The sequence below is a fragment of the Latilactobacillus curvatus JCM 1096 = DSM 20019 genome (assembly GCF_004101845.1).
Lineage (GTDB): Bacteria > Bacillota > Bacilli > Lactobacillales > Lactobacillaceae > Latilactobacillus > Latilactobacillus curvatus.
The window spans coordinates 1,249,982-1,273,906 of the sequence record NZ_CP026116.1; the positions used below are offsets into that span (position 1 = coordinate 1,249,982).

Annotated in this window: 26 protein-coding genes, 1 other RNA gene, 1 riboswitch and 1 other annotated feature; of the genes, 4 read left to right on the forward strand and 23 right to left on the reverse strand. The window is 43.9% G+C overall.

Features of this window, described 5'->3' with window-relative positions; all coding sequences use genetic code 11:
* Window positions 1-3: 3 nt before the first annotated feature.
* From rimI to LCU_RS06505, 3 genes are all read right to left on the reverse strand, one after another.
* Complete coding sequence (gene rimI / locus LCU_RS06495) at window positions 4-549, reverse strand: ribosomal protein S18-alanine N-acetyltransferase (protein ID WP_065825317.1); 546 nt, start codon at window positions 547-549, stop codon at window positions 4-6.
* Window positions 533-1,258, reverse strand: coding sequence for a tRNA (adenosine(37)-N6)-threonylcarbamoyltransferase complex dimerization subunit type 1 TsaB (gene tsaB / locus LCU_RS06500; protein ID WP_054644212.1), 726 nt, complete (start codon window positions 1,256-1,258; stop codon window positions 533-535). Before tsaB ends, rimI begins: the two co-directional genes overlap by 17 nt.
* Window positions 1,259-1,358: 100 nt before the next feature.
* Window positions 1,359-1,892 carry a folate family ECF transporter S component gene (locus LCU_RS06505; protein ID WP_004270284.1) on the reverse strand — a complete coding sequence of 178 codons (534 nt, stop codon included), beginning with the start codon at window positions 1,890-1,892 and terminating at the stop codon, window positions 1,359-1,361.
* Window positions 1,893-1,930: 38 nt separating this feature from the next.
* Window positions 1,931-2,028: riboswitch (THF riboswitch) on the reverse strand.
* A 137-nt stretch (window positions 2,029-2,165) separates the two neighbouring features.
* On the opposite strand from LCU_RS06505, the gene LCU_RS06510 reads away from it, so the two are divergent.
* Complete coding sequence (locus LCU_RS06510; RefSeq protein ID WP_004270264.1) at window positions 2,166-3,140, forward strand: asparaginase; 975 nt, start codon at window positions 2,166-2,168, stop codon at window positions 3,138-3,140.
* A gap of 391 nt (window positions 3,141-3,531) precedes the next feature.
* Here LCU_RS06510 and LCU_RS06515 read toward each other — a convergent pair whose 3' ends face one another.
* The 17 genes from LCU_RS06515 to rplJ all read right to left on the reverse strand — a co-directional run bounded on the left by LCU_RS06515 (window position 3,532) and on the right by rplJ (window position 16,857).
* On the reverse strand, window positions 3,532-4,278 hold the full coding sequence (locus LCU_RS06515; RefSeq protein ID WP_054644211.1) for an acyl-[acyl-carrier-protein] thioesterase: 747 nt from the start codon (window positions 4,276-4,278) through the stop codon (window positions 3,532-3,534).
* A 10-nt stretch (window positions 4,279-4,288) separates the two neighbouring features.
* Window positions 4,289-5,167, reverse strand: a complete 879-nt coding sequence (gene rsmI, locus LCU_RS06520) for a 16S rRNA (cytidine(1402)-2'-O)-methyltransferase (RefSeq protein ID WP_004270286.1) — start codon at window positions 5,165-5,167, stop codon at window positions 4,289-4,291.
* A 76-nt stretch (window positions 5,168-5,243) separates the two neighbouring features.
* Entirely contained in the window at window positions 5,244-5,594 is a 351-nt protein-coding gene (locus LCU_RS06525) for a DNA replication initiation control protein YabA (protein ID WP_004270274.1), read from the reverse strand.
* A 37-nt stretch (window positions 5,595-5,631) separates the two neighbouring features.
* On the reverse strand, window positions 5,632-6,618 hold the full coding sequence (holB, locus tag LCU_RS06530; protein WP_054644210.1) for a DNA polymerase III subunit delta': 987 nt from the start codon (window positions 6,616-6,618) through the stop codon (window positions 5,632-5,634).
* A gap of 3 nt (window positions 6,619-6,621) precedes the next feature.
* On the reverse strand, window positions 6,622-6,951 hold the full coding sequence (locus tag LCU_RS06535) for a cyclic-di-AMP receptor (protein WP_004270268.1): 330 nt from the start codon (window positions 6,949-6,951) through the stop codon (window positions 6,622-6,624).
* Window positions 6,952-6,967: 16 nt separating this feature from the next.
* On the reverse strand, window positions 6,968-7,612 hold the full coding sequence (gene tmk, locus LCU_RS06540; RefSeq protein ID WP_054644227.1) for a dTMP kinase: 645 nt from the start codon (window positions 7,610-7,612) through the stop codon (window positions 6,968-6,970).
* 187 nt (window positions 7,613-7,799) lie between these two features.
* Window positions 7,800-8,054, reverse strand: coding sequence for a YaaL family protein (locus LCU_RS06545; protein WP_004270283.1), 255 nt, complete (start codon window positions 8,052-8,054; stop codon window positions 7,800-7,802).
* A gap of 16 nt (window positions 8,055-8,070) precedes the next feature.
* Window positions 8,071-8,667 (reverse strand): recombination mediator RecR, encoded by a 597-nt coding sequence (gene recR / locus LCU_RS06550; protein ID WP_039098216.1) that lies wholly within the window; start codon window positions 8,665-8,667, stop codon window positions 8,071-8,073.
* A 24-nt stretch (window positions 8,668-8,691) separates the two neighbouring features.
* Complete coding sequence (locus tag LCU_RS06555; RefSeq protein WP_004270281.1) at window positions 8,692-9,000, reverse strand: YbaB/EbfC family nucleoid-associated protein; 309 nt, start codon at window positions 8,998-9,000, stop codon at window positions 8,692-8,694.
* Window positions 9,001-9,028: 28 nt separating this feature from the next.
* A complete protein-coding gene (dnaX, locus tag LCU_RS06560; protein WP_056966432.1) occupies window positions 9,029-10,735 on the reverse strand; it encodes a DNA polymerase III subunit gamma/tau in 1,707 nt (568 codons plus the stop codon).
* Between the two features lie 145 nt (window positions 10,736-10,880).
* Window positions 10,881-10,977: signal recognition particle sRNA small type (gene ffs / locus LCU_RS06565), an RNA gene on the reverse strand.
* A 29-nt stretch (window positions 10,978-11,006) separates the two neighbouring features.
* Window positions 11,007-11,504 (reverse strand): tRNA adenosine(34) deaminase TadA, encoded by a 498-nt coding sequence (gene tadA, locus LCU_RS06570; RefSeq protein WP_004270259.1) that lies wholly within the window; start codon window positions 11,502-11,504, stop codon window positions 11,007-11,009.
* A 215-nt stretch (window positions 11,505-11,719) separates the two neighbouring features.
* A complete protein-coding gene (locus tag LCU_RS06575) occupies window positions 11,720-12,064 on the reverse strand; it encodes a hypothetical protein (RefSeq protein WP_004270262.1) in 345 nt (114 codons plus the stop codon).
* 73 nt (window positions 12,065-12,137) lie between these two features.
* Complete coding sequence (locus LCU_RS06580) at window positions 12,138-12,743, reverse strand: class I SAM-dependent methyltransferase (protein ID WP_054644209.1); 606 nt, start codon at window positions 12,741-12,743, stop codon at window positions 12,138-12,140.
* A 19-nt stretch (window positions 12,744-12,762) separates the two neighbouring features.
* A complete protein-coding gene (gene mprF / locus LCU_RS06585; RefSeq protein WP_056966434.1) occupies window positions 12,763-15,375 on the reverse strand; it encodes a bifunctional lysylphosphatidylglycerol flippase/synthetase MprF in 2,613 nt (870 codons plus the stop codon).
* 546 nt (window positions 15,376-15,921) lie between these two features.
* Window positions 15,922-16,290 carry a 50S ribosomal protein L7/L12 gene (gene rplL / locus LCU_RS06590; protein ID WP_004270851.1) on the reverse strand — a complete coding sequence of 123 codons (369 nt, stop codon included), beginning with the start codon at window positions 16,288-16,290 and terminating at the stop codon, window positions 15,922-15,924.
* A 63-nt stretch (window positions 16,291-16,353) separates the two neighbouring features.
* Window positions 16,354-16,857, reverse strand: a complete 504-nt coding sequence (gene rplJ / locus LCU_RS06595) for a 50S ribosomal protein L10 (RefSeq protein WP_004270854.1) — start codon at window positions 16,855-16,857, stop codon at window positions 16,354-16,356.
* Between the two features lie 46 nt (window positions 16,858-16,903).
* Window positions 16,904-17,021: a sequence feature (ribosomal protein L10 leader region), on the reverse strand.
* 150 nt (window positions 17,022-17,171) lie between these two features.
* On the opposite strand from rplJ, the gene LCU_RS06600 reads away from it, so the two are divergent.
* The 3 genes from LCU_RS06600 to ade all read left to right on the forward strand — a co-directional run bounded on the left by LCU_RS06600 (window position 17,172) and on the right by ade (window position 21,668).
* A complete protein-coding gene (locus LCU_RS06600; protein WP_054644207.1) occupies window positions 17,172-18,356 on the forward strand; it encodes an acetate/propionate family kinase in 1,185 nt (394 codons plus the stop codon).
* A gap of 198 nt (window positions 18,357-18,554) precedes the next feature.
* Window positions 18,555-19,913 carry an NCS2 family permease gene (locus LCU_RS06605; protein WP_056966436.1) on the forward strand — a complete coding sequence of 453 codons (1,359 nt, stop codon included), beginning with the start codon at window positions 18,555-18,557 and terminating at the stop codon, window positions 19,911-19,913.
* A gap of 12 nt (window positions 19,914-19,925) precedes the next feature.
* The gene (gene ade, locus LCU_RS06610) at window positions 19,926-21,668 is read left to right on the forward strand and encodes an adenine deaminase (RefSeq protein ID WP_054644206.1); all 1,743 of its coding nucleotides are present in this window, start codon (window positions 19,926-19,928) and stop codon (window positions 21,666-21,668) included.
* 57 nt (window positions 21,669-21,725) lie between these two features.
* On the opposite strand, the gene rplA is transcribed toward ade, so the two are convergent.
* The 3 genes from rplA to LCU_RS06625 form a co-directional block, all read right to left on the reverse strand.
* On the reverse strand, window positions 21,726-22,415 hold the full coding sequence (gene rplA / locus LCU_RS06615) for a 50S ribosomal protein L1 (RefSeq protein ID WP_004270847.1): 690 nt from the start codon (window positions 22,413-22,415) through the stop codon (window positions 21,726-21,728).
* 98 nt (window positions 22,416-22,513) lie between these two features.
* Window positions 22,514-22,939 carry a 50S ribosomal protein L11 gene (gene rplK, locus LCU_RS06620; RefSeq protein WP_004270859.1) on the reverse strand — a complete coding sequence of 142 codons (426 nt, stop codon included), beginning with the start codon at window positions 22,937-22,939 and terminating at the stop codon, window positions 22,514-22,516.
* Between the two features lie 123 nt (window positions 22,940-23,062).
* Window positions 23,063-23,920 carry an alpha/beta fold hydrolase gene (locus LCU_RS06625; protein ID WP_244924701.1) on the reverse strand — a complete coding sequence of 286 codons (858 nt, stop codon included), beginning with the start codon at window positions 23,918-23,920 and terminating at the stop codon, window positions 23,063-23,065.
* Window positions 23,921-23,925 lie beyond the last annotated feature (5 nt).

The following is a 23,925-nucleotide window of genomic DNA, read 5'->3' on the forward strand; positions in this document are numbered from 1 at the left end:
CTCCTATTGACTCAATATCCGACACATACTGAATGCATCTTCTTTTTCCTGAATGTAATAATTGGGACGCGTCCGCACCACTGTAAAACCCAATCGCTGATAAACGGCTTGAGCGCTTGTGTTGCTGGCGCGTACTTCTAGTGTAATTTTTTGACTGGGATAATCGTGGGCTAAACTAACCATTTCGTGCACCAAAAAGTGGCCAATACCACGTTTTTGATAACTTGGCCGCACCGCGATATTCGTAATATGAGCTTCATTGGTTGAAAACCATGCACCGACAAACGCTACGACTTCAGTCCCTTGGCATAAAACCAGATACAACGATGTCTTGCGCTTGCTCAACTCACTAGTGAAGGTCCAACGATCCCACGGCGTCTGACCGGCATAGACCGACCGTTCAATGTCCAACAATGCCGTAATATCATTTTGACTCGCGCGTGCTAAGTAAAATGTCGTCTCATCAATTTCAACGCGCCGAGTTGTGTAAGGCATTTCTTTCTTGACCCAAATCTGGGGTTTGAGGTATTCCCTAAACTTGTTCCACATACGAATCAGCGCCTCGCTCATCATGCGTTTTTGCCCAGTTAACTTCTGCTTCCGTCTTGCGTAAATAAACGGGTCCGAAGCCATGGATATCCGCGACAGGTTCAGCCATCAAGCCTAATTCACCCAAGACGCTGGCGTGCGGTAAATTATGGTTGGCGGACACGAAATGCGCGTTACTACCTAATGCAGCTTGAATCTGTTCGTTAAAGTGTGCAACGTCATTCCCCACAAAATAAACAGGTTCTGCCAATAATTGTAATTGTGCCAGTAGTGCTTCTAGTGAAACGTGTTGATCGGCCACAACGGTTTGCAATGTCCCATTTTGCCACTGATAAATCCCCGCGAAAACATTGTCGCGGCGTGCATCAAACAGCGGTACAATCAAGGCGGTCGTATCCATCACATTGGCCGCTAGCAATGCTAAACTCGAAATCCCGACCAATGACTTATTAAGCGTCCAAGCAAAAGACTTAGCCGTTGTCACCGCAATCCGCAATCCCGTGTATGAACCCGGACCTTCTGCAACGACAAAGCGATCGATATCTTCAATGGTGGTTTTTGTTTGTTTTAATAGTTGATCAATCATTGGAAGTAACGTCTGACTATGTGTTTGACGAATATTAACAGTCATTTCGCCTAAAATTTGATGATCTTCAAGGAGTGCCACACTCACCGCTTGATTCGAGGTATCCATTGCCAATAGCTTCATTATTTCATCCTTCTTCTGCTTATAATCCTTGTTATTCTAGCATAAAAAGCCGGTTTCCACAAAAAAAGGCGTTATCTTCAAATAGATAACACCTACTCATTTATAATACTCTATCTTTTAATCTAATAATCGGTTCGAAATGCATCACGATGTATAGAATAATCGGATGAATCACTAATGTGGCAGCTTCCCCAATGGCCCGCGCCGTAAAGTGGAACCCAAATGGTGTATGACTAATAATCGACACCCACCATGAATTCAAACCGAGGTTAACGATTAGCACAACTGTCACAACGGCGGCAATCACGCGCCACCATGTAATCTTTTGTCGGTAGAAGTAACACCCATAGATGAAAGCCCCTAGAAACGCTGAAAGTGTGAAGCCTGGGAAATAACCACCTGGGACCCCAATCATCAAACTATTGATGAGGTCGCCAATAACGGCGGCAAGTCCCGCCCAAACTGGGCCAAACCACCACCCCATTAAGGCGGTGACGATGAATCCAAAACTAATTCTGAAAATCGTTAGTGAAATTGCAAAGCGTGCAACCACCAATTGTAAAGCAATTAAAACAGCTAGTAAAACAACGCGTCTAGTGTCTAGCTTAACACCAAAAATCTGACCATTAACCATAAAAAGCATCTCCCTTTTGGAGCTGCCACAAATAATACTGCGGCGAATGCGGTACTGAAATCGCAAGCATTGCTGCTTTTCGTCTGGTGTCCACATTCCGTTCCACCAGCACTTAACGCTTCAGTCCTACTCCGAATTTTTAGAACCCCTTAAATGTATCACTAACGTTATTTAATTACAAGCAATTGATTTTCATTTTTCAGCAACTCTTGCAGAAAATTTGCTATACTTACAGATGAGTAATTCGGATTTAAAGAAAGGTGTTCATTAAACATGAAGAAAATTTTAGTCCTCCATACTGGTGGCACAATCGCAATGTCTGCGGACGAAGATGGCGCGGTTGCACCCACAGATCAAAATCCAATGGCCGGCTTTGAAAAGCTGTTCGATAATCAATTAATCATTGAAAGTGAAGAGTTCGCCAATCTGCCTTCACCACACATCACACCCGCTGTGATGTTAAACCTTAAGAATCGAATTCAACAAGCTGAAGAAGACGGGATTGATGGTGTTGTTGTCACACACGGGACGGATACCCTCGAAGAGACCGCCTATTTCTTAGACTTGACACTTCCCAACAATATCCCCGTCGTCGTGACTGGTGCGATGCGCTCGTCGAATGAAATCGGCGCAGACGGATTACACAACTTGATTAGTGCCGTTTGGACAGCCGCTTCTGACGATGCTCATGATAAAGGTGTGCTAGTCGTGATGAACGATGAGATTCACACAGCACGGTATGTCACGAAGACGCACACGACGAACGTCGCAACCTTTAGAACGCCAACTTTTGGTCCCATCGGTTTGGTCAGCAAACACAATGCGAATTTCTTCCAAGAATTAATTCGTTCTGAAATTTGCGACATCAAAACCCTTGTCGAACCTGTTTATCTTTTAAAAGCATACGCTGGCATGGATGGGACTTTATTCGACGCCATCAACCAACCCAACACCAAAGGGCTCGTTATCGAAGCACTCGGGGCTGGTAACTTACCACCAGCAACCTTACCCGCTGTTCAAGCGCTATTAGATCGCAACATCCCCATCGTACTTGTTTCTCGCTGTTTCAACGGGATTGCCGAAGACGTCTACGATTACCAAGGCGGCGGTGTAAAGCTTAAACAAATGGGCGTCACCTTCTGCCAAGGCCTCAATGGACCAAAAGCACGCCTCAAACTACAAGTCGGCCTCAGCGCAGGCAAAACAGGCGCAGCATTAAAAGAATTTGTCAGCAACGCAACATCATAGAGTGCGTCATCAACGGTTAGCTTCTGAGCACTTGCCTAACTTAGCGAATTGACGCTGTAAGCGCCGATTTGATAAGTGTAGCAAAGCGCAGGAAGCTGTTGATGAAAACACGTTTTCGATAGAGTGCGTTTGAAACGGTTAGCTTCTGAGCATTAACTGGATTTGCCGAATTGGCGATGAAATCGCCGATTTGGTAAATTGGGTTAAGCGCAGGGAGCTGTTTCAAAAAGCACGTTTCAATAAATATTCGAAGATAACAAAAGAAAGCCCATCACAACTTTATCTGTGAATGGGGCTTTCTTTCGTTTAAACGTGCTTCCTCGAACTGCCTTTTCCGGTTAACTGAATAATTGGGATTATCCCGTTAATCCTCAAAGCTAACCCGTTCGACTCAGCGCTCTTTCCACGTAATTTCCGCTTCTGCTGCACTTAGGTCATCCACGGCGACTTTATGCCGTGTTGTGATTATATCATCAACTGTGAGTTGTTCGACCATGCTTTGGGTCATTTCACCGTATTGAATTTCGTGGCCGTAGCGGATGTTGACACTTGCTACGCGGTGTGTCGTCAAGAAGTCATAATCGAGCGCATCCAACATCCATTCAAAATAATGGACGTTATTAACGTGTTGATTACCATCAATATCGAAATAACGCACACGATATTCTTTGGTCGTCACTTGTTCGGGATCAATCTTCTTAATCCGTGGGAATCGTTTGCTACCTTTAATCTCACTTGACTCGAATGGTGCCATGATTTCCGGCACAACTTGCACCATACTCCGTGTTTCATACGACATCATCACGAAGATGCTTTGGACGAAGACGCATTCGTTGCCGGCTTCATCATATAACCAGAAATTCCGGTAACAGAAATACTTGTTGTAACTCTCAGCTTCAGTCACAATTTTAACTTTTTCATCCACCTTCGGCATCCGCGTAATCTTCATTTGATACTGCGTGACCACCCAACCAAGATTGAGCGCATGCATTGTCGCTTCACCGACGTTGAGCGCATTAAGTTGATGCTCTGATGCTAAAATTAAAATGTTCACCAAGGATGCAAGCGTTAATTCGCCCTTGATATCCGTTTCGAAATACGGAATTTGATAGTTTTCTGAATATTGCTTTCCTGGCATGGCGTGACCTCTATTCTGTTAATTCGTGGTAGGCATTATAAACGACTTGCTTTTTCAAGCCATTTGCCTTAGCGACCGTCTTAATCGCCACGTTGGGGCTTGCTCCTTGTTGAATCTGGGCTTCCACTTGTTCAGGAAGGGATAGCGATTCCGTTGCAACTGCACTGACCGTTGCATCTGGTGCTGGATTTCCAGCAACTATCATCACAAATTCACCACGTAATTCTGTTTCAGTCGCCCAAGCAAGCACTTCTTCTAGGTCGCCACGAATGAATTCTTCGAACTTCTTCGTGAGTTCGCGCCCCAAGGTGACTTTGCGGTCGGCGCCAAACGTACTGAGCAAAGCTTGCAACGTCTTTTTCAAACGATGCGGTGCTTCATAGAAGATAAGTGCTTCAGGCTTTTGTGCCAACGTCGTTACGGCTTCCGTTAACTCCTTGCCTTTACGAGGCAAAAAACCGTAGAACGTAAACGGTTGTGGTGTGATGCCCGAAGCAATCAACGCTGTAATCCCGGCATTGGCTCCAGGTAATGGCACCACTGAAATGCCCGCTTCAATACAAGCTTTAACGAGCTCATGACCGGGATCACTAATCGATGGCATCCCCGCATCACTAACTTGTGCAATATCGTCACCGGCTTCTAATTTTTCAATCAGCGTTTCAATCCGTTGTTGCGTATTGTGTTCGTGGAAACTAATTTGTTTCGTTTCAATCTCAAAGTGGTTCAATAACTTCTGCGTATTTCGTGTATCTTCAGCAGCAATCAGTGCGACCGATTTCAATGTATCGATTGCCCGGTAAGTCATATCGCCTAAGTTCCCGATGGGGGTTGGTACTAAAAATAAAGTTCCCGTTTCCGTCGTTTTAAAACTTGATTGTGTTTGCATGTTCTATCCTTTCAAGATGCATCAATAATGACATAAAGACAGGCCAAAAGTAAGCATCCCTTTTGCCCTGCCTTTTTTAATCGTTTGTTCGTTCGCCGTAGATGACATCATTACAAAATGCGCAAGGCTCGTTATTTTCGCGTCGTGACCCATAAAAATACGGGCAGATATGGAAGCCTTCTTCGTAAAGATTCTGCAAGTTTTGTTTTGATTTCGAAAGGGCTTGAGCCCCTTCCTTACCCGTTTGCGGGGTGGCTGATGGTTCCAATTCTTGCAAATGTTCCCGCAAGTGCTTGTTTTCAATCTTTAATTCAGCGTTTTTCTCAAGGACTTCGGCAAGGACTGCTTTCATTTCACTGAGCCCCTCAAACGTCAATTTAGCTTGCTGTTCAATGTCTGATAACTGTTCATATAAGTCTTTACTCACCGTTGATATCCTCCCGATACGCTGGTTATGCGTTTTACTATGCAATTAACTTTAACGTTAAACTCTCTAAGACGTTTTGGCAACTAATATTTTGTTCAAAAATGCGTTGTGCTTGTAAAGCATATTCCGTCTGAGCGACCAACTGCGTGGTAGTCAACGCGGCGCTGGCCTGATTTAACTGACTTTCGTACGCACCAAAACAAGGTGTGGCACCTAATTCATAGCGGTAATTCAATAAATCTTGATACCATAAGCCCACCAAAGTTAAAAAGGTCTTCTGCTGTTGGCGATCAACTAATAATGGTAAAATTTGCGTCTGAATCTGCACAAATGCTTCTAAATCACGTTGTTCAACTTTTTGTGCCCACGCGGCAAGCTTCGCACTGACTTGTAATAGCCAATCATCCGCCAATAAGGTCTGTGCTTCAGCTAAGTCACTCGTCAAATGCACCAATAACTGCGCTTGTTGTGGCAAAATACCAGCTGCTTCAAACTGTTGTTGCACCATTTGTGGTGCCAATGCTGCCAGATCAATCACTTGAAGCCGTGATAAAATCGTGGGGAGCATTTGATTTTTATTACTCGTACATAAAATCGCGTAAACATTTTGCGCCGGTTCTTCCAAGAACTTCAACAAACTATTAGCCGCGCTGGCGGTTAACGTTTCAGCAGCTTCAATAATGAATAAGCGTTGACTGGATTCCATCCCGCTCTTAGCCACTTCTTGTTTCAAATAGCGAATATCGGCAATCTTAATACTCTTACCTTCCGGCTTAATTTCAATGACATCCGGATGATTATGCGTCAAAATCCGCTGACATTCCGGACATGTCCGACAAGGTTGCCCATCTGGTGTCACTTGTTGACAGAACAGACGCAGTGCCAACCACTGTGCCAATTGTGTCTTCCCCAATCCCTGTGCACCAGCTAATAGATAACCATGCGCCATCTGTCCACGCGCGATAATCTGGGCAAACTGGGCCACAAGTTTGGGTTGAAGCTGTTCAATTGTTAAACTGGCCATCGATTAGAAGCGGTGGAACTGTTCAATCGGCATCACAAAGACGGTTGCCCCACCGACTTGCACTTCAATCGGATATGACATTGAGCTATCCATCGTGGCATCCATATTAACAGGCGGTGTCATGAATTGTTCGCGTGCCTGACACGTTTTTTCAATAATCTTAAGCGCTTCAGGAACCCGTTCGTCTTCAATTCCGACGATAAACGTTGTATTCCCAGATTTTAAGAAGCCACCAGTCGTTGACAACTTGGTTGCCCGAATGTTGGCATCGATTAATTCGCTGCTTAATAAGTTGCTATCTTTATCTTGAACAATTGCTAAAAGTAATTTCATTTCAATCTCCCCTTTTCTATGCTGTGAATAAGTCTGGATATCGTTGTTCAATCACTTGCAGACATTTGGCAACAACTATGTCTAAGTCTGCGGTCGCATCAATCGTTTGAATCCGCTCTGGATTATCTTGCGCAAGTTGTAAGTAGGATTGCCGAACTTTTTGGTGAAAAGCCAACTTCTCTTGGTCCAATCGATCATATTGATCCTGTCGATTCTGTTTAATCCGTTGTAAACCGACTTCAGATGGTACATCAAGGTATAACGTTAAATCGGGCGCTAATCCATTAGTGGCAAATAAGTTCATTTGCGCAACGGCTTCCTCACCGATGCCACGACCTGCCCCTTGATAAGCGATTGAACTATCCACAAATCGATCACAAATCACGATTTTGTTATCAGCCAACGCTGGTTCAATCTTTTCAACAATGTGTTGTCGCCGAGCGGCAGCGTATAACAGTGCTTCGGTGCGGTCATCCATTGCCGTATTTTCAACATCTAAAATGACATTGCGAATCTTTTCGGCAATCGGATTGCCACCTGGTTCGCGCGTAACAATGATGTCTTGGTTGCACTTGGATTCAAGTAGCGGTACAACAGCCATCAACGCACTTGTCTTACCAGCACCATCCGGCCCTTCAAACGTAATTAATTTTCCTACCACAAAACAACCTTCTTCATCCATAGAGTTACTTCCATTTTACTTGATTCAACAAAAGACGTAAAGGGAAGAGTGCGTATCCGGCGGTTATGTTCTTGCGTTTAGCGTGCGACAGCAGACGTTTGAAATAAAAAAAGACAAAGTCACTCGACCTTGTCTTCACGCTGCGGCTGTCATCTGAATGCCCGCGCTATCTAAATGTATTTCTAGTTGCTGCTTCTTTCGAAACTGCTTCACCTGCTACTTTACGTTGGCGGGCTTGGCGGAATAAGAATTCAAACTTTGCTTGTTGAATCTTACTTTCCATCTCTAATTGGTCATCGAGTCCGCGGACGTTGTCTTGCGTCTTTTGGGCCATCTGCCACTTATCTTTGACTTGGTACACTAAATCCAATAAGGCTTGATCACCTAATTGTTTTAATGTCGGTTTCTTTCTACCAAACATCGCAAACCCACCATTCTTAAATTTCTTGACGCCCTTCAACCGCTTTTAACAACGTCATTTCATCTGCGTATTCAATATCGCTACCGACTGATAAACCGTGCGCCAAACGCGTCACTTTAATCCCAGCTGGTTTAATCAACCGCGAAATATACATTGCCGTTGCTTCCCCTTCAGGTGTTGCATTAGTAGCAATGATAACTTCTTTAGCCGGTGTTTTTTGCAATCGTTTAATCAAATTGGCGATGTTAATATCATCGGGCCCCTTGCCTTCAATCGGTGATAACACCCCATGCAAGACATGGTAGAGCCCATGATAATCATTCATCCGTTCCATCGACATGACATCTTTCGGTTGTTCAACCACTAAGATCATGTCTTGACTCCGCGTTGTATCGCGACAAATTTCGCACGGGTCTTCATCCGTAATGTTGCCACAGACACTACAATAATGCAGATCACGACGTGCCGAAATTAAGTTCTTGGCGAAATTCGTCACATCGTCTTCATTCATATCAATCGTGTAAAAAGCTAATCGGGTTGCGGTCTTGTTCCCAATCCCAGGTAACTTCATGTAGCTTTCGATCAGCTTCGCAATTGGTTCTGGATATTGCATTAATGCACTTCCTTAATGTCTCACTTAAAATGGGAGGCCTTTAGTAAATTTACCCATTTGGGCTTGTGTTTGTTTATCGATTTCAGTCATCGCTTCGTTAGTTGCCATGATAATGAGGTCTTGTAACATATCAACATCATCTGGATCGATGGCCTCTGGTTTAATGGCAATGTCTTTCATCTTCTTGTCGCCAGTCATTGTGACCACGACTAAATCGTTGGCTGCTTTGCCGACAAATTCTGTATTGTTGAGGGCTTCTTGTGTTTGCCCCATTTCTTTTTGCATCTTTTGCATTTGTTTCATCATACCTTGCATATTACCCATTCCGCGCATCTTCATTACTTCCTTTCAAATTTAAACGTTAATCTTTTTTAACAACCACCGCATCGCCAAACAAAGCTTGTGCTTGTTCGACAACGGCCGGTTTTTGTTCTGGTTTCGGCGTTGCTTCTGCTTCGTCATCAGTTGTTACCTGTTGACTTGGTACTGCGTGATTCTGTAAATATTCCTGGCGAATTTCTGGCCAAACACCGTGGGGCACTAAAACCACCTTGAAGGGGTTGCCAGTCAAACGATTCAAGCCGTTTTCTAAAATGTTCAAAAGATCTTGATCATTGCTAGCTCGCTCGAATAAAATCGCGTAGTTAAACGCGACGACAACGCCACTTTGACTCGCTGCAACCGGTTCGGAAACCTTCATCACGGCGCGCTTGGTAACGTCCAACATATTCAACAGATCCGGCCAGACTTCTTTGAGATTCTCCAAATTGGTCCGCGTCGCATCTGCCAATACCGGATAAATCGCCTTACGGTTGACCTTTTTACTAATCTTCTTAGCAGGCTTGGCAGCTGGAGCACTCACTGGTCCCGCCGCTTCCAATTTTTGTAACGCCGCTTGTAATTGTGCAACTTGTTGACTCAACGCTGCGACTTGTTCATTATCAGCAGCTGGTGCGGCAACCATCGTAGTCGTTACTTGGGCTGTCTGGACTTGCGTCAAGCGGACCGTTGCGACTTCCAGATAGATTTCTGGATGGTTCGTGAAACGCAATTGCTGTTGCGTTTCATTCAGGATATCAATCACCCCGTACAAACGGTCAGCCGGCATCGCTGCACTGAGCGCTTTGAAGTGTTCATCCAATAGATCCATTTCACTTGCGGCGACTAATTCGGGTGCTTGTTGATACAACAGTAAGTCGCGCACATATTCAATTAAGTCTTCCACAAAACGTTGGGCATCTTTACCTTCAGCCAAAATCTGTTGCAACAATTGCAACGCTTGTTTAGGCGCATTATCCTGAATTGTTTGGACATAATCCGCCAACAACGCTTCGGTTAAGCTGCCTGTCACATCCAACGCATTATCCAACGTGACGTGATTGTCGCTAAAGGATAACACTTGATCGAGAATACTTAAAGCATCCCGCATCCCACCTTCAGCAGCTTTGGCAATCACTTTCAGAGCTGCTGGATCATAGGTCATTTCCTTTTGATCTAAAATATAAGCCATTCGCTTAAATAAATCAGCGGCCGTGATCCGCTTAAAATTAAAGCGTTGCGTCCGCGAAATGATGGTTGCTGGCACCTTGTGAACTTCCGTTGTTGCGAGGATGAATACCACATTTGTTGGTGGTTCTTCCAACGTCTTCAACAGTGCATTGAACGCACCAGTGGATAACATGTGGACTTCATCAATGATGTAAATTTTATAATCAGCTTGGGTCGGCGCATATTTGGCCTTATCCCGAATATCACGAATCTCTTCGACCCCATTATTAGACGCCGCATCAATTTCAATCACATCATTGAGGGCGCCAGCCGTAATGGCCCGACATGTCTCACATTCATTACATGGTTCGCCATCTTTTTGATAATGACAGTTAATTGCCTTGGCAAAAATCTTGGCAGCCGATGTTTTCCCTGTTCCACGTGGGCCTGTAAATAAATAAGCATGACTTGTTTGGTGCGTCATAATGGCATTTTTCAATGTTTGGGTCATTGTTTCTTGCCCAATCACGTCATCGAAACGCTGCGGGCGCCAAACCCGGTATAAAGCTTGATAGCTCATTTAATGACCTCCACCTTTGCAATTTAAAGTCCGATTCATTTAAAACTACTTGTTCCATTTTAGCATATTTTACCGTCAATTTTGATTGCGTTGCATGAAAAAAGACCCAACCGACAAAATTAATTGTCCGTTGGGTCTGGTTAATTTTCACAAAACTTAAGACACATGATAAAACAAACTTAGTGCTGCTTTCTTCCGAACCTGACACGATTCGTAGGCTCATCATTGTCTCAAGGCCTTTCGGCAATTCCTATTCTACCTGATTCAAGCATTAATTACCAGCCATTTTCTTTTTTTTACGGCGATTTTCGCGAATCTTTCTAAAAAAAGTCTGCAATAAACTCGCACATTCAGCTTCTCGCACCCCGCCAACCACTTCAGCTTGGTGATTGAACCGTTTGTCAGTTAATAAATTCATCAACGTGCCGGTCACACCAGCCTTAGGATCACTCGCGCCAAAATAAACTTTGGGAATCCGGCTATTGATAATCGCGCCTGCACACATTGGGCATGGTTCTAACGTGACATAAATCGCGGTATCTTCCAGACGCCAACTCTTTTCAACCATACAGGCTTCTTGAATCGCGAGAATTTCAGCATGTAACGTCGCATCTTGCGCGTGTTCGCGAATGTTATGCCCCCGTCCAATAATTTGTCCGTCTTTAACAATCACGGCGCCAATCGGTACCTCGCCAATGATGCGTGCTTGGTTAGCTTCATCGATGGCGGCTTGCATCCATTGATCGATCTCTTGTTGTGTTTCACTCACGCGTTAGTCGCCCCTTTATTTTACTTCTCAACTATTAAAACACAGTCGCGCTAGTCGAGCAATTAAAAATGGTGCCGACGGATTGTCGATACCATTTTTAATTGCTCCATAAGCCATCCTCTTCCGTTTAACTGCAAAATGAGCATTATGGCAAGGACTGCCATAATGCTCATTTCACTGTTAATGCTCAAAGCCTGACCAACTCGAGTCGCACTCTATAGTTTTTCTTTCACCTTTGTTGCGTAAGCCATTAGTGTTTGGCGCAAATCATCCATCATATCTGGTAGATTGTCTGCGTGTTCTCCGAGCTTATCTTTTAATTGGGTTAACCTGTCTGCCGCAGTCAACAAGTTATTCACATCCGCATCGGAGAGTTGATCGACCAACTCTAACGCCTTTTGATTACCATGTAATTTGTCTTTTACAAAACTTTTAACTGCTAATCGTTTGCGATAGCGCGATACTTTATCGATTACTGCCTTAGAACCGACAAAAGCGGTCGTTGCGCCAACTGCTGCAGTCACCCCTACGCCGATTAAAATTTTATATCTGGTTTTCATCGTATCAACCTCCTTGTACTTTAATCATAGTTTAGCACAATTCGCCTGAATTTACCGCTTTCAACCCCGGTCCTTACTTTAATTTAATACTTTGGAGAATGTAATACCCCTTATCCTTGTGAATAATTTGCACGTTGCCAAAAATGCTCATCATCGTTTTCTTCGCTGATGGGGCACCTTGTTTCTTTTGGATCACAACGTTCAATTCACCATCTGGTAATAAGTGATCATAGGCACCAGTCAAAATATTTTGCACCACATCTTTTCCCGCTCTGATTGGTGGGTTGGTGAAGATGGCGGCGTATTGATCCGTTACGTTTTGATATTCAGCTGATTCGAATACAGTAACGTTGGTAATCTGATTCAATTCACTGTTCTTACGTGCCAAATCCAATGCCCGTTCATTCACATCGACCATGTCGATTCGGCGCTCTGGTGCGAGCTTAGCAATCGTCATCCCGATTGGCCCGTATCCACACCCCATATCAAGCACTGGACCAGCTGGCGCTTCACTCAGATCGACCGCTGCTAGCAATGCCCGTGAACCGTAATCAACAGTGCTTTTAGAGAATACCCCGTTATCCGTTATAAATTTAAAATTAAAGCCGCGTAATTCAAACGTCCATTGCCGCTCAGCGTGTTCAACGTCTGGATTTTTAGAATAGTAATACTCTGTCATCTTTTTTCCTCATTTGTCGTTAGTTATCTGAAAATTTCCCAATTTGAACTGACTTCATCAAACGACCTAGCAAGCCACCAGGATGCGGTTGATCCGCAACCCGTTGATTAACGACCATTAAAACTTGAACCATCGTGAAAATTAATGAGGTCCGTTTTTGATAAGCGATATATTTCGAACGCCATTCCGTCGTATATTTCTTCTTATAGGTCCGTAATCCCTGGAATCCGTAGAAGTGATAGCCGTATTCATAGATCAGATGAGCGATTCGTTCTTCAATAAAGCTAAACTCGGAAGTCCCTACATTTGCAAGAGGCGCCATGCCGAGGTTGAAGTACGTGTAGCCATCCGTTCGATTTTGTTCAAAGAGGTTAATAAAGATCTCATCCATTATACCAGATGGCGCGTCTTGTCTGTGACGCATTAGATCAATACTTGCGACTTCTTTGGTTCCTGTTGGCATTTCGTTAGCGAAAGCAATTAATTGGTGATCGGCATTATAGACAACTGCAATTGGGGCTTTTTGGAGGTATGCTTCATCGAAAAAGCCTAACGAGAAGCCTTTTTCAACGCGACTACCCAACCAATCATCAGAAACCGCTTTGAGTTCTGCCATTAATTCGGCACTAAATGGTGGGTTTAAAATTTCAAATTGATAGCCTTCACGTTCAAACTTATTCATTAAGGCGCGTTCAGCCCGCCGTTTCTTACCAGTCATCGTGAAGTCCGCCAAACGGACGTAGCCTTCTTCACCAAACTTGATAAAGTCAAACCCGATTTCATGCAGTTGCATCGTTAATTCACTTGAAATTTCGTAGAACGCTAAATGACAATCAATCAAATCAGCGTCGTGCATCATCTGTTCAATTGCCGGTAAAATTTTAGCCGGATTTCCGACTGGTTCACCCATTACAATTAAGCGATCCGCTTTTTTACGATAAAGCAAGAATACCTGATCTTCTCCTTCTTCCTGATAGAAATAAACTGATTTATCCCGTAAGTATGCCAAATGACTGACCTCATTGCCGCCGTAAGTGTTAATCACGTTAGCAATTCGTGCTTCATCATATGGCGCTGCTATTGAACGGCCCCCTCGACTGAGATAACGGTAGACGAGATATAAGGTCCCTGCGGCAACCAACATCCCGATAAAACCAGCCAACCAGACTCTTTCGGATGGAAATAAAAGCGCTGTTGGTACGGGTTTTCGATGCCGTAAGTGTGGCGAATTGGCAATCCCAACAAAGCCGTATAACAAGAAGGCGCCCACGAAAAGTACACCATCCACAATCCGATCATTCCATGAAAATTCGATCCGTTCACGGTATAATTCGCGTTTCAATAAGAAACTAGCTACGAGCACAAAAGTTAAAAAGACAGCGAGTTTGATTGAGAAATCCCGCCATAGTGTATTGGTAATCGCAATCACCAATAGCACCATCAACGGCCAGAAAACTTTTTGAACGCGGTTGGCAACGCCGCGGGCTAAGGCCAACATGACAAACGCTACAATGATGTTTGTCACACGATCTAAGAAGAAGAACGTGTATGGGTAGAGCTGTCCAATCACTGTGTTGGTAATCGCAAAGTTCGGGACAGTTGCTACTAATAATAGAATGATGCTTGAAATATAAAGGAAGAAAACAATGAAGTGATGAGCGATTTTTTGCATCACCTGCCGAGGTAAGCCCTGTAAATAATGATTTAACCGGCTGCCTGCATCGTGAGTAAATAAACCAACGCCGACTAAAAACGGCACGATGTAATAAAAGACTCGGTAAAATGACAACCAGACAACGGCGTCCGCATTTTGAACGCCGACTGCACTCAGACCAAAGATCATGAACAAATCAAACGTTCCTAAGCCCCCTGGTACCATCGAAATAACACCAATGATGTTGGCAATCATGAAAAGTGGTAAGACTTGTAATAAGTCACCCTTAATCTCTAAGAAATAACCAATCGTTAAGAAAAAGCCGCCCGCAAAACCCCATTCTAAGAAAGACCCTAATGTTAGGCGTAAAACGCGTTGCATCGAAAGATCTTTGAAAAAGGCCGCATTTTTAAAGCGCGTACTAATCATCAGACCAGGGAAATACAACGAACCGCCCACTAGCCATAACCAGTAGTTGGCATACATCCCACCAATACCAAAGCCAAAGATCAAAACGACACTAATCAGACACCAGATTGACAGGCCGGCTAATAAGAACAGCGCAATTTTTGAAATCGCAATTAAGATTTCTTTTTGTGACGCTTTTTTACCATAGAAATTGGCCCGTAAACTCGCACCTAAGAAGCCCCCGAATCCGGCAATGTTCGTAAACGTATTGACGATCCAACCAGATTTGACTTTATACCAGAATGAATAGTCCTCCGGCAGCAACTCCGCAATCACGAAATCATAATTGAGCATTGGCAAGACCGCCACAAACCCAATCACCAGCATCGCTAGCAAGGTCCACGGACTTTGTGTCGTTAAACTCGCTTTCAATTGTTCCCCGTTCAAGTCCCGGAAAATCCGGCCGACTTCTAGGATAACAAAGACCATCACCGAAAGGATGAAGATGCCTTTTAACAACGTTAGGTGTCGCTGAATTCCTTCATATATGTGTTTGCCCCATTTTCGCATATCAACCGCTCCTTAACTTAATTAATTTAATTATAAGCTATCCCAAGGCAAAACACAGTAAAATGACAATTATGTTAGATGGCTGTTAGATTATGATTTTCGCTTATTACTTACCCGGAGCACAATCCGATTCCCGTTCACCCGACAATCAATATCCTCTGATTGCCTTTTTAATTCTCAACAGCAATGGCTGTCGCTTAAGATATGGAATCCATATTTAGCATCGTGTTATTTTGTGCAACTCGCCATTTATGTTTTACAAAAAAATATGTAAAAAAAGAACCCCACATTAGTGGGGTTCTTTTAGAAATAAAACGTGCTTTCATTAACTGCTTTCTGCGCTTTGCTACATTAGTCAAATCACCGGCTGATTAGGCAAATGCTCAAAAACAACCCGTTAATGACGCACTTTATTTTGAAACGTGCCATTGGCGCTAGATTTCTGCGCTTAACTACAAATCGGGCATCATGGCTTAGATCGCCGCGATGCCCGATTTTAGGTTAGTGCTCAAAATCTAAACAAGCGCCAAGGGCGCTCTATTTAAATTATTTCAAGTTAACGACAGCGCCAACTTCTTCTAATTTAGCTTTCATTTCTTCTGCTTCGTCTTTAGCAACGTCTTCTTTAAGAGCTGAAGGAGCGTTATCAACTAAGCCCTTAGCATCTTTCAAGCCTAAGCCTGTGATTTCACGAACGGCTTTGATAACTTTAACCTTTTCTTGGCCGATTTCTGATAATTCAACAGTAAAGCTGTCTTTTTCAGCTGCTGCGTCTGCGCCAGCTGCACCTGCTGCTGCTACTGGAGCTGCTGCAGAAACACCGAATTCTTCTTCGATTGCTTTAACTAAGTCGTTTAATTCTAAGATTGATGATTCTTTTAATTGATCAACAATTGCATTTACGTCTAATGCCATTTTTGTTTCCTCCATTTTGTGGGTAATATTTTTTGATAACACTTTTAACTACACAATTTTAAATTATGCAGCTGGTTCGTCTTTGCTGTCGGCAACTGCTTTAACAGCATATGCGACATTGCGGACTGGTGCTTGTAATACAGAAAGTAACATTGATAATAAACCGTCGCGACTTGGTAATGTAGCCAAGGCATTGATTTCATCAAGTGTTGCCACTTTACCTTCGATCATACCACCTTTGATTTCAAGTGCATCAGCACTCTTAGCAAAGTTAGCGATGATCTTAGCTGGTGCAACAACATCTTCGTTAGAAAATGCAACTGCTGTAGGGCCTGTGAATGTATCATCCAAACCTTCGTAACCAGCTTTGTCTGCTGCACGACGCAAGTAAGTGTTTTTAACAACTTCCATTTGTACGCCAGCTTCACGTAATTGTTTACGTAATTCAGTTACTTGTTCTACTGTTAAGCCACGGTAATCCATAACGACGATAGAAACAGCACTATTGAATTTTTCAACAACTGTGTCAACAATTTGTGCTTTTTTTGCAATGATTGTTTCGCTCAATTGATTCACCTCCATTAGATTTGTAAAACTTGTGGTCAAGAGTTCCTTATAAAAATAAAAAACTCCATGTCCACCAAGACATAGAGAGGGATTTCAACGTATCTTCCTCGGCAGGATATTAAGCCTATTGGCACCTGAGTCTTCGGTAGCATAAATAACCAACTACAAATATAGCATGGATTCCATAAAGCGTCAATCATTATCGGCACTTAATTTTAGTTATCCTAGCATTACGTTTTACTTATTTTATTTTTCTGAAAAAACGGTTTAAAATTGAGACTATCAAGAAAATTAATCGTAAGAGGTGCAGTTTTTTGAATAATATTTTAGTCGTTAACGCGGGTAGTTCATCATTGAAATGGCAACTATTCCAACAATCTGATTTAACCTTACTGGCAAGCGGGCTCATGGAACGCATGAACACACCAGAAGCTAGCTTCACCTTCAAGTTCCAAGGTCAAAAAGAACAAGTCGCCATTGCTAATCTTTCCTATGAAGATGGTGTTCTTCGACTTTTGAAACAACTTGAAGACAATGGCATCATTCATTCACCCGCAGACATCATTGCAGTCGGCCACCGGGTCGTTGCCGGTGCTACCACGTTCGAAAAACCAACCATTATTGATCGCACCAACTTAGATACATTAAAACAACTCGACAAGTATGCACCTTTACACAATCCCGTGCAAGTTGACTGCATTGAAACCTTGATGCATATTTTACCAACTAATGTCCCTCAAGTGGCTGTCTTTGATAGTCAATTCTATCTCGATATGCCAGATGAAACTAGTTTTTATGGCTTACCTTATGAATACAGCCAAGACTATCAAATCCGCAAGTATGGCGAACACGGCATTAGTCACAGCTATATCTTACAAGCAACAGCTGACTTTTTGAAAGAACCCGTTGCCGATTTAAAATTAATTACACTTCATTTGGGTGGCGGTTCTTCAATTACGGCCAGCCAAAATGGTAAGCCTGTCGATACATCAATGGGCTTCACACCGTTAGAAGGCGTTCCAATGGGCACTCGCGCTGGTTCATTAGATGCGGCCATCGTCCCATTCTTAATGAACGAATTGGATAAGAGTGCCGATGACGTCATCACGCTTTTGAACGCCAAATCAGGGATTCTCGGCGTTTCAGGCGTTTCCGCTGACATGCGCGATATTCAATCAACACGCGCTACCAATCCACGGGCTAAACTCGCCTACGACATGTTCATCACTTCTGCTGTGAAGTTCATCGCGAGCTACCACGTTGAACTCGGTGGTGCGAACGTCATCACTTTCACAGCCGGCATCGGTGAAAACGACGCCCGTTTACGTGCTGATATCTGTGCCAAGCTGGCTGTTTTAGGCGTTCAAATCGATCTTGAATTGAACGAAAACGGCTCAGGTGCCCGTCAAATCAGTACCCCCGATTCAACTATCAAAGTCTTGATGATCCCAACCAACGAAGAATTAGCGATTGCTAATCACGTCCTAGCAACCATCTAAATTAATCGCGAATTATGAGAGAGCCATTAGCGTTTTTCACGCTAATGGCTCTTTTTTGATAAAATAAACCCTTTTCATCACCAAATCACGAACGATATTTACAAAATAATAAATATTTTTCACATTTTTCTTAAAAACACGATTGTTTTGTTGTACAATAATGCCAAGGTTCTTAAAATACTAATTCAGAGGTGCATAATGGATAAAAATATTGATATTGCAACAGAATCACGAACGAACTGGTTCGAACGTCAATTCAAAATTAAAGCAAGTGGGTCGACCATTAAAACCGAAATCATCGCCGGAATTACCACTTTTATTGCGATGTCATACATTTTATTCGTCAACCCAACTATATTAGGCGACGCCGGCCTAGATAAGGGGGCCGTCTTTGTCGCCACCGCATTAACTGGAGTGGTCGGCTGTTTAGCCATGGCCTTCATCGCCAACTACCCAATCGCCGTTGCACCCGGACTCGGCAGCAATGCTTTCTTCGCCTATTCCGTCGTTTTAGGCATGGGAATTCCTTGGCAAACAGCACTTGCCGGTGTTTTCGTCGCTTCCCTCCTTTTCATGCTTGTCACGGTCTTAAAAGTCCGCGAAGTCGTGATTAACGCGATTCCCGCTAATTTAAAAGCCGCCATGGCCGTCGGGATTGGGTTATTCATCGCCTTTACCGGATTAAAACAAGGGGGCATCGTCGTCAGTAGTGCTAAATCATTCGTCACCATTACGAGTTGGTCAGATCCGCACGTTTGGTTGACCGTCTTCGGTTTAATCGTCACCGTTGCTCTATTAGCCCGCAAAGTCCCTGGCGCTTTATTCATCGGTTTGGCGGCCACAGCCATCATGGGAGTCGTGACTGGTCTAATCGCAATGCCTCACAGCATCATCGCTTCAATTCCAAGCTTAGCACCCACTTTCGGTGTCTCAATCATGAACATCCACAACGTCTTCAATGTTCAAATGGCCGTCGTAATTCTCGTCTTTTTCTTCAGCGTCTTCTTCGATACAACTGGAACGGTAATCGGACTTGCTCAACAAGCTGGTTTCATCAAGGGCAACAAGATGCCTAAGGAAGTCGGCAAAGCCCTTTTCGCCGATTCAACCTCAATGATTGCCGGTTCCGTTTTCGGTTCAACCCCAACTGCTTGTTACATCGAATCATCAACTGGGATTGCTGCTGGTGGTCGGACTGGTTTCACCGCCGTGGTCGTCGCCATCATGTTCGTCTTAAGCTTATTCTTCTCACCTTTACTGGCCGTTGTGACGTCGCAAGTGACTGCCCCAATCTTAATCATCGTGGGTTCATTCATGATGAAGTCAATTGCCAACATCGACTGGTCAGAATTCGAAACTTCTTTTGCAGCCTTCATGATTATTCTGTGCGTCCCATTAACCTATAATATCTCATACGGTTTAGCATTCGGGCTGATCACTTACCCCATCACCATGATTGCTGCTGGCAAAGGTAAAAAAGTGCATCCGATTATGTATGTCGCTGCGCTCTTATTCCTATTATTACTCTTCACAATGCACGAATTACCTGCTAAATAAAGGAGATTACTCATGGATAAACCAACTTTAAAACAACTAATTGATCAAGCTGCCGGCCGTCAAGCTGCCGACATGGTCATTAAAAATGCAAAGGTCGTCGATGTCTATAATGGCCGCATTATTGAAGGCACACTCGCAATTGGTAATGGTCGCTTCCTCGGTATCAGCGACGACTACCTTGCACCAAAAGTTATCGATGCACGCGGCCAATATGTTGTGCCAGGTTTGATTGATCCGCATATTCATATCGAATCTGCCAATGTCTCACCCGCTGTCTTCGGATCACTTGTAACACCACATGGCACAACGACGATCTTGGCTGACCCACACGAAATCGTGAACGTCGCTGGCATGCGGGGGCTTGAATACATGGTCGCATCTGCCAAAAAGACAGCACTTGATATCAAGTACACCATGCCCTCGTGTGTGCCTGCTGCTAATCCAAGCCTCGAAACATCTGGTGCTGTGATTACCGCTGCTGAAATCCAAGATTCTTACGACCGCAATCTCACTTACGGCCTTGCCGAATTCATGAATTATCCCGGTGTTGTCAATGCTGATGATGGCGTTTTAGACGAATTACTCGTTTCACTCAACGCAAATAAACTCATCGACGGTCACTCACCCACTTTAAAAGAACAAGGCTTAAACGCATATGCCGCTGCTGGTATTCGTAACGATCACGAATGTACCCAAGTCGATGAAATGCTCGATCGCATCAGTCGCGGTATGTATGTTTATCTCCGCTACGGCACCGTCTCTAAGAATATGCCAACCCTTTTGAAAGGCGTGACGCCGCAAAACGCACGTTTCTGTTGTCTCTGCGGTGACGACTTACAATCCGTAACCCTCCGTGAAACTGGCCACTTGGATGAAAGTATCCGCGTTGCTATCGCAAACGGGATCGACCCCATCATGGCAATCCAAATGGCCACCATCAACACTGCCCAATGTACCGGCTTAGCTGACCGCGGCGGGATTGCACCTGGTTTGAAGGCCGATTTCCTATTGGTTGATGATCTCGAACAATTCAGTGTGAATCAAACCTTTATCAATGGTCAAAAAGTTGCTGCTAGCGGCGAATACCTACTAACAACTGAAGATTCAGTTACTGGTTTTGATGACTTGTTACAAACCGTACACCTCGATACATTCACCGCTGACCAATTAAAACTCAACCTCACAAGCGATAAAGCCCACGTGATCGGCTTACAAAGCATCAGTCGGACACAAAATCTCGTCTTACCGGTCGCTCACACTGCAGACGGTGATTTCCAATATCATCCTGACGAAGACATCGCTAAAGTGGCCGTAGTTGAACGACATCATCTCACTGGTAATGTCGGCGTTGGCCTGCTTAACGGCTTTGGCATCAAGAACGGTGCGATTGCCACCAGCATCGGCCACGATAGCCACAACCTCGTAGTAGTCGGTACCAACGATGCTGACATGGTCGTTGCCATCGAAGCGCTCAAAGAAAGCCAAGGCGGTGGCGTTGCCATTCGGGATGGCCAAGTCATCGCAACATTACCATTTGTCATCGGCGGCTTAATGAGTAACGAACCCATCGACACTTTAATTGAACATCAAAAGGCCTTCAATGCTATTTGCCACGATAAACTCCACGTCACCGCTCACTTCGATCCGATTATGAAGCTCGGCGCAATGCCACTCGACGTCATCCCGAACTTGCGGATTACAGATAAAGGTTTAGTGGATGTCACAAAATTCGAAATTATCGACATTAATGCTTAATTATAGCAACAAAAAAAGCGCTCATCCTTTCGGATGAGCGCTTTTTGCATTACCAACTTAGAAGCTAGCAACGTCAACTTTGACACCAGGGCCAAATGTTGAGCTAACTGATAAACTTGTAATGTATTGACCTTTAGCTGAAGCAGGACGAGCTTTGATGATCACGTCTTGCATCGCTTTAAAGTTTTCTACTAATTTAGCAGCATCGAATGATACCTTACCGATTGGTGCGTGAACGATACCAGCTTTATCAACACGGTATGCCACTTGACCAGCTTTAATGTCGTTAACTGCTTTAGTAACGTCCATTGTAACTGTACCAGTCTTAGGGTTAGGCATTAAGCCTTTAGGTCCCAAGACACGGCCTAAACGACCTACTTGAGCCATCATTGGTGGTGTAGCAACGGCAACGTCAAAGTCTAACCAGCCGCCTTGGATCTTTTCAACTAAATCTTCTGCACCGACTACGTCAGCACCAGCAGCTTCAGCTTGTTTTGCTTGTTCGCCTTGAGCGAAAACAATCACGCGTTGTGTCTTACCTGTACCATTTGGTAGTACGACAGCACCACGAATTTGTTGATCAGCTTGTTTAGGATCAACGTTTAAACGATATGCAACTTCAAGAGATGCATCGAATTTTGCAAAATCAACTTTCTTTACTAAGTCGATTGCTTCTTCAACAGTGTATGCTTTAGTAGCATCCACTTGCTTTGCAGCTTCTAAATAATTTTTACCTTTTTTAGCCATTAGGGTTTTCCTCCTTGCAATTGTGGTGAACGGTTTTTGACCTCCCACTTGATTTTTCAACTTTCATTGAAAATCCGACTGAAAGTGTCAAGCATGAATTAACCTTCGACAGTGAATCCCATGCTTCTTGCAGTACCTTCAACCATGCGCATAGCAGCTTCAACGTCTGCAGCGTTTAGGTCTTGCATTTTAGTTTCAGCGATTTCTTGCACTTGAGCTTTAGTTACAGTTGCAACCTTCTTAGTGTTTGGTTCGCCAGAACCTTTTTGAACACCGGCAGCTTTCTTCAAGAGAACTGCTGCTGGTGGTGTCTTTGTTACAAAGTCGAATGAACGATCTTCATAAACAGTGATCACAACTGGAATTAATAAACCAGCTTGGTCAGCTGTACGAGCGTTAAAGTCCTTTGTAAAGCCCATAATGTTGATACCAGCTTGACCTAAAGCTGGACCTACTGGTGGTGCTGGAGTTGCTTTACCTGCAGGAATTTGAAGTTTAACGATGTTTGCTACTTTTTTAGCCACGAAACATACCTCCTTAAGTCCGTGATGTGGTTAAGATGGCCATTATATTTGGTCTCCCACTAGTGTATGAAAACATACCTTAATAATATACCAAGCAATTGCCGAAAAAGCAAGGCGATTCCATTAATCGCGCCACAAGAAATCATCAATGGCTTGATCAACTAAACGATTTTCGTGCAACATGCTATGTGCTCCACCCGGTCCACGAACTAACATCTCCTGGTAATGGCGCACGTGTCCTTTTAATAGGCTACGCAATGCAAAACTACTATCGACTGCTACCGAACCATCGTGTCGATTAGTTCCTAGTAACTCGCCAGCAATGTTTAAGACACTGATCGCAGTTGGAAAATACTTGGCCCGCACGGCTAAATAATTATAATTACGTGTTCGTTTAACTGGTCCACGACTGGTTAACTCGCTCCAAAAAACAAGTGGTGTATCCGGACCAATTGATGGATCATTAACTGGCGCTGCCAACAATATCACTTTGTCCACCACGGCATGGTCTGATGTCAACAAATAACGCAACACCGTAATTGCGCCCATCGAATGCCCTACTAAATTAACTTGCGTAACGCCATACGCTTCTTTTAGGTGTTCAATAATCGTAGCTAACCAACGGACTTGATCTTGCACATCGGCGCGGTTATTAGCAAATAAGACTTGAATCGTTGGGTTATTAGCCTGCAACGCTGCGTCTCCATCCACATGCAATCGACCGTTTCTGCCCACCCAAATGACCATGCTCTTCTTAGCAATTCCGGCTTTTTGTAGGCGCCCGAGTAAGTGACCGAATGAATAGCGATTCCCCCGATAGCCATGAATGAATAGCGTTGGTTGTTTTGTATATAAACGTGCGCGCGGCCGCCAATGTGCCGAAACCCGGATTAATTTGTAAAAATCCAGTCCTGCCAGTAAGACTAACAAAAAAATGACTAAGCCCACTGCAATTAATATTTGATCAATGATATACCACATCGTCA

Bases quoted from the DNA above. Each gene is read 5' to 3' on its own strand.
- LCU_RS06545 (WP_004270283.1), bottom strand. From the start codon at position 8,054: ATGTTTGGTAGAAAGAAACCGACATTAAAACAATTAGGTGATCAAGCC.
- dnaX (WP_056966432.1), bottom strand. From the start codon at position 10,735: ATGAGCTATCAAGCTTTATACCGGGTTTGGCGCCCGCAGCGTTTCGAT.
- recR (WP_039098216.1), bottom strand. From the start codon at position 8,667: ATGCAATATCCAGAACCAATTGCGAAGCTGATCGAAAGCTACATGAAG.
- LCU_RS06510 (WP_004270264.1), top strand. From the start codon at position 2,166: ATGAAGAAAATTTTAGTCCTCCATACTGGTGGCACAATCGCAATGTCT.
- LCU_RS06505 (WP_004270284.1), bottom strand. From the start codon at position 1,892: ATGGTTAATGGTCAGATTTTTGGTGTTAAGCTAGACACTAGACGCGTT.
- tsaB (WP_054644212.1), bottom strand. From the start codon at position 1,258: ATGAAGCTATTGGCAATGGATACCTCGAATCAAGCGGTGAGTGTGGCA.
- LCU_RS06535 (WP_004270268.1), bottom strand. From the start codon at position 6,951: ATGAAATTACTTTTAGCAATTGTTCAAGATAAAGATAGCAACTTATTA.
- rplA (WP_004270847.1), bottom strand. From the start codon at position 22,415: ATGGCTAAAAAAGGTAAAAATTATTTAGAAGCTGCAAAGCAAGTGGAT.
- ade (WP_054644206.1), top strand. From the start codon at position 19,926: ATGGATAAACCAACTTTAAAACAACTAATTGATCAAGCTGCCGGCCGT.
- rplL (WP_004270851.1), bottom strand. From the start codon at position 16,290: ATGGCATTAGACGTAAATGCAATTGTTGATCAATTAAAAGAATCATCA.
- LCU_RS06625 (WP_244924701.1), bottom strand. From the start codon at position 23,920: ATGTGGTATATCATTGATCAAATATTAATTGCAGTGGGCTTAGTCATT.
- LCU_RS06555 (WP_004270281.1), bottom strand. From the start codon at position 9,000: ATGCGCGGAATGGGTAATATGCAAGGTATGATGAAACAAATGCAAAAG.
- LCU_RS06515 (WP_054644211.1), bottom strand. From the start codon at position 4,278: ATGCCAGGAAAGCAATATTCAGAAAACTATCAAATTCCGTATTTCGAA.
- mprF (WP_056966434.1), bottom strand. From the start codon at position 15,375: ATGCGAAAATGGGGCAAACACATATATGAAGGAATTCAGCGACACCTA.
- LCU_RS06575 (WP_004270262.1), bottom strand. From the start codon at position 12,064: ATGAAAACCAGATATAAAATTTTAATCGGCGTAGGGGTGACTGCAGCA.
- LCU_RS06580 (WP_054644209.1), bottom strand. From the start codon at position 12,743: ATGACAGAGTATTACTATTCTAAAAATCCAGACGTTGAACACGCTGAG.
- rimI (WP_065825317.1), bottom strand. From the start codon at position 549: ATGTGGAACAAGTTTAGGGAATACCTCAAACCCCAGATTTGGGTCAAG.
- rsmI (WP_004270286.1), bottom strand. From the start codon at position 5,167: ATGCAAACACAATCAAGTTTTAAAACGACGGAAACGGGAACTTTATTT.
- holB (WP_054644210.1), bottom strand. From the start codon at position 6,618: ATGGCCAGTTTAACAATTGAACAGCTTCAACCCAAACTTGTGGCCCAG.
- LCU_RS06605 (WP_056966436.1), top strand. From the start codon at position 18,555: ATGGATAAAAATATTGATATTGCAACAGAATCACGAACGAACTGGTTC.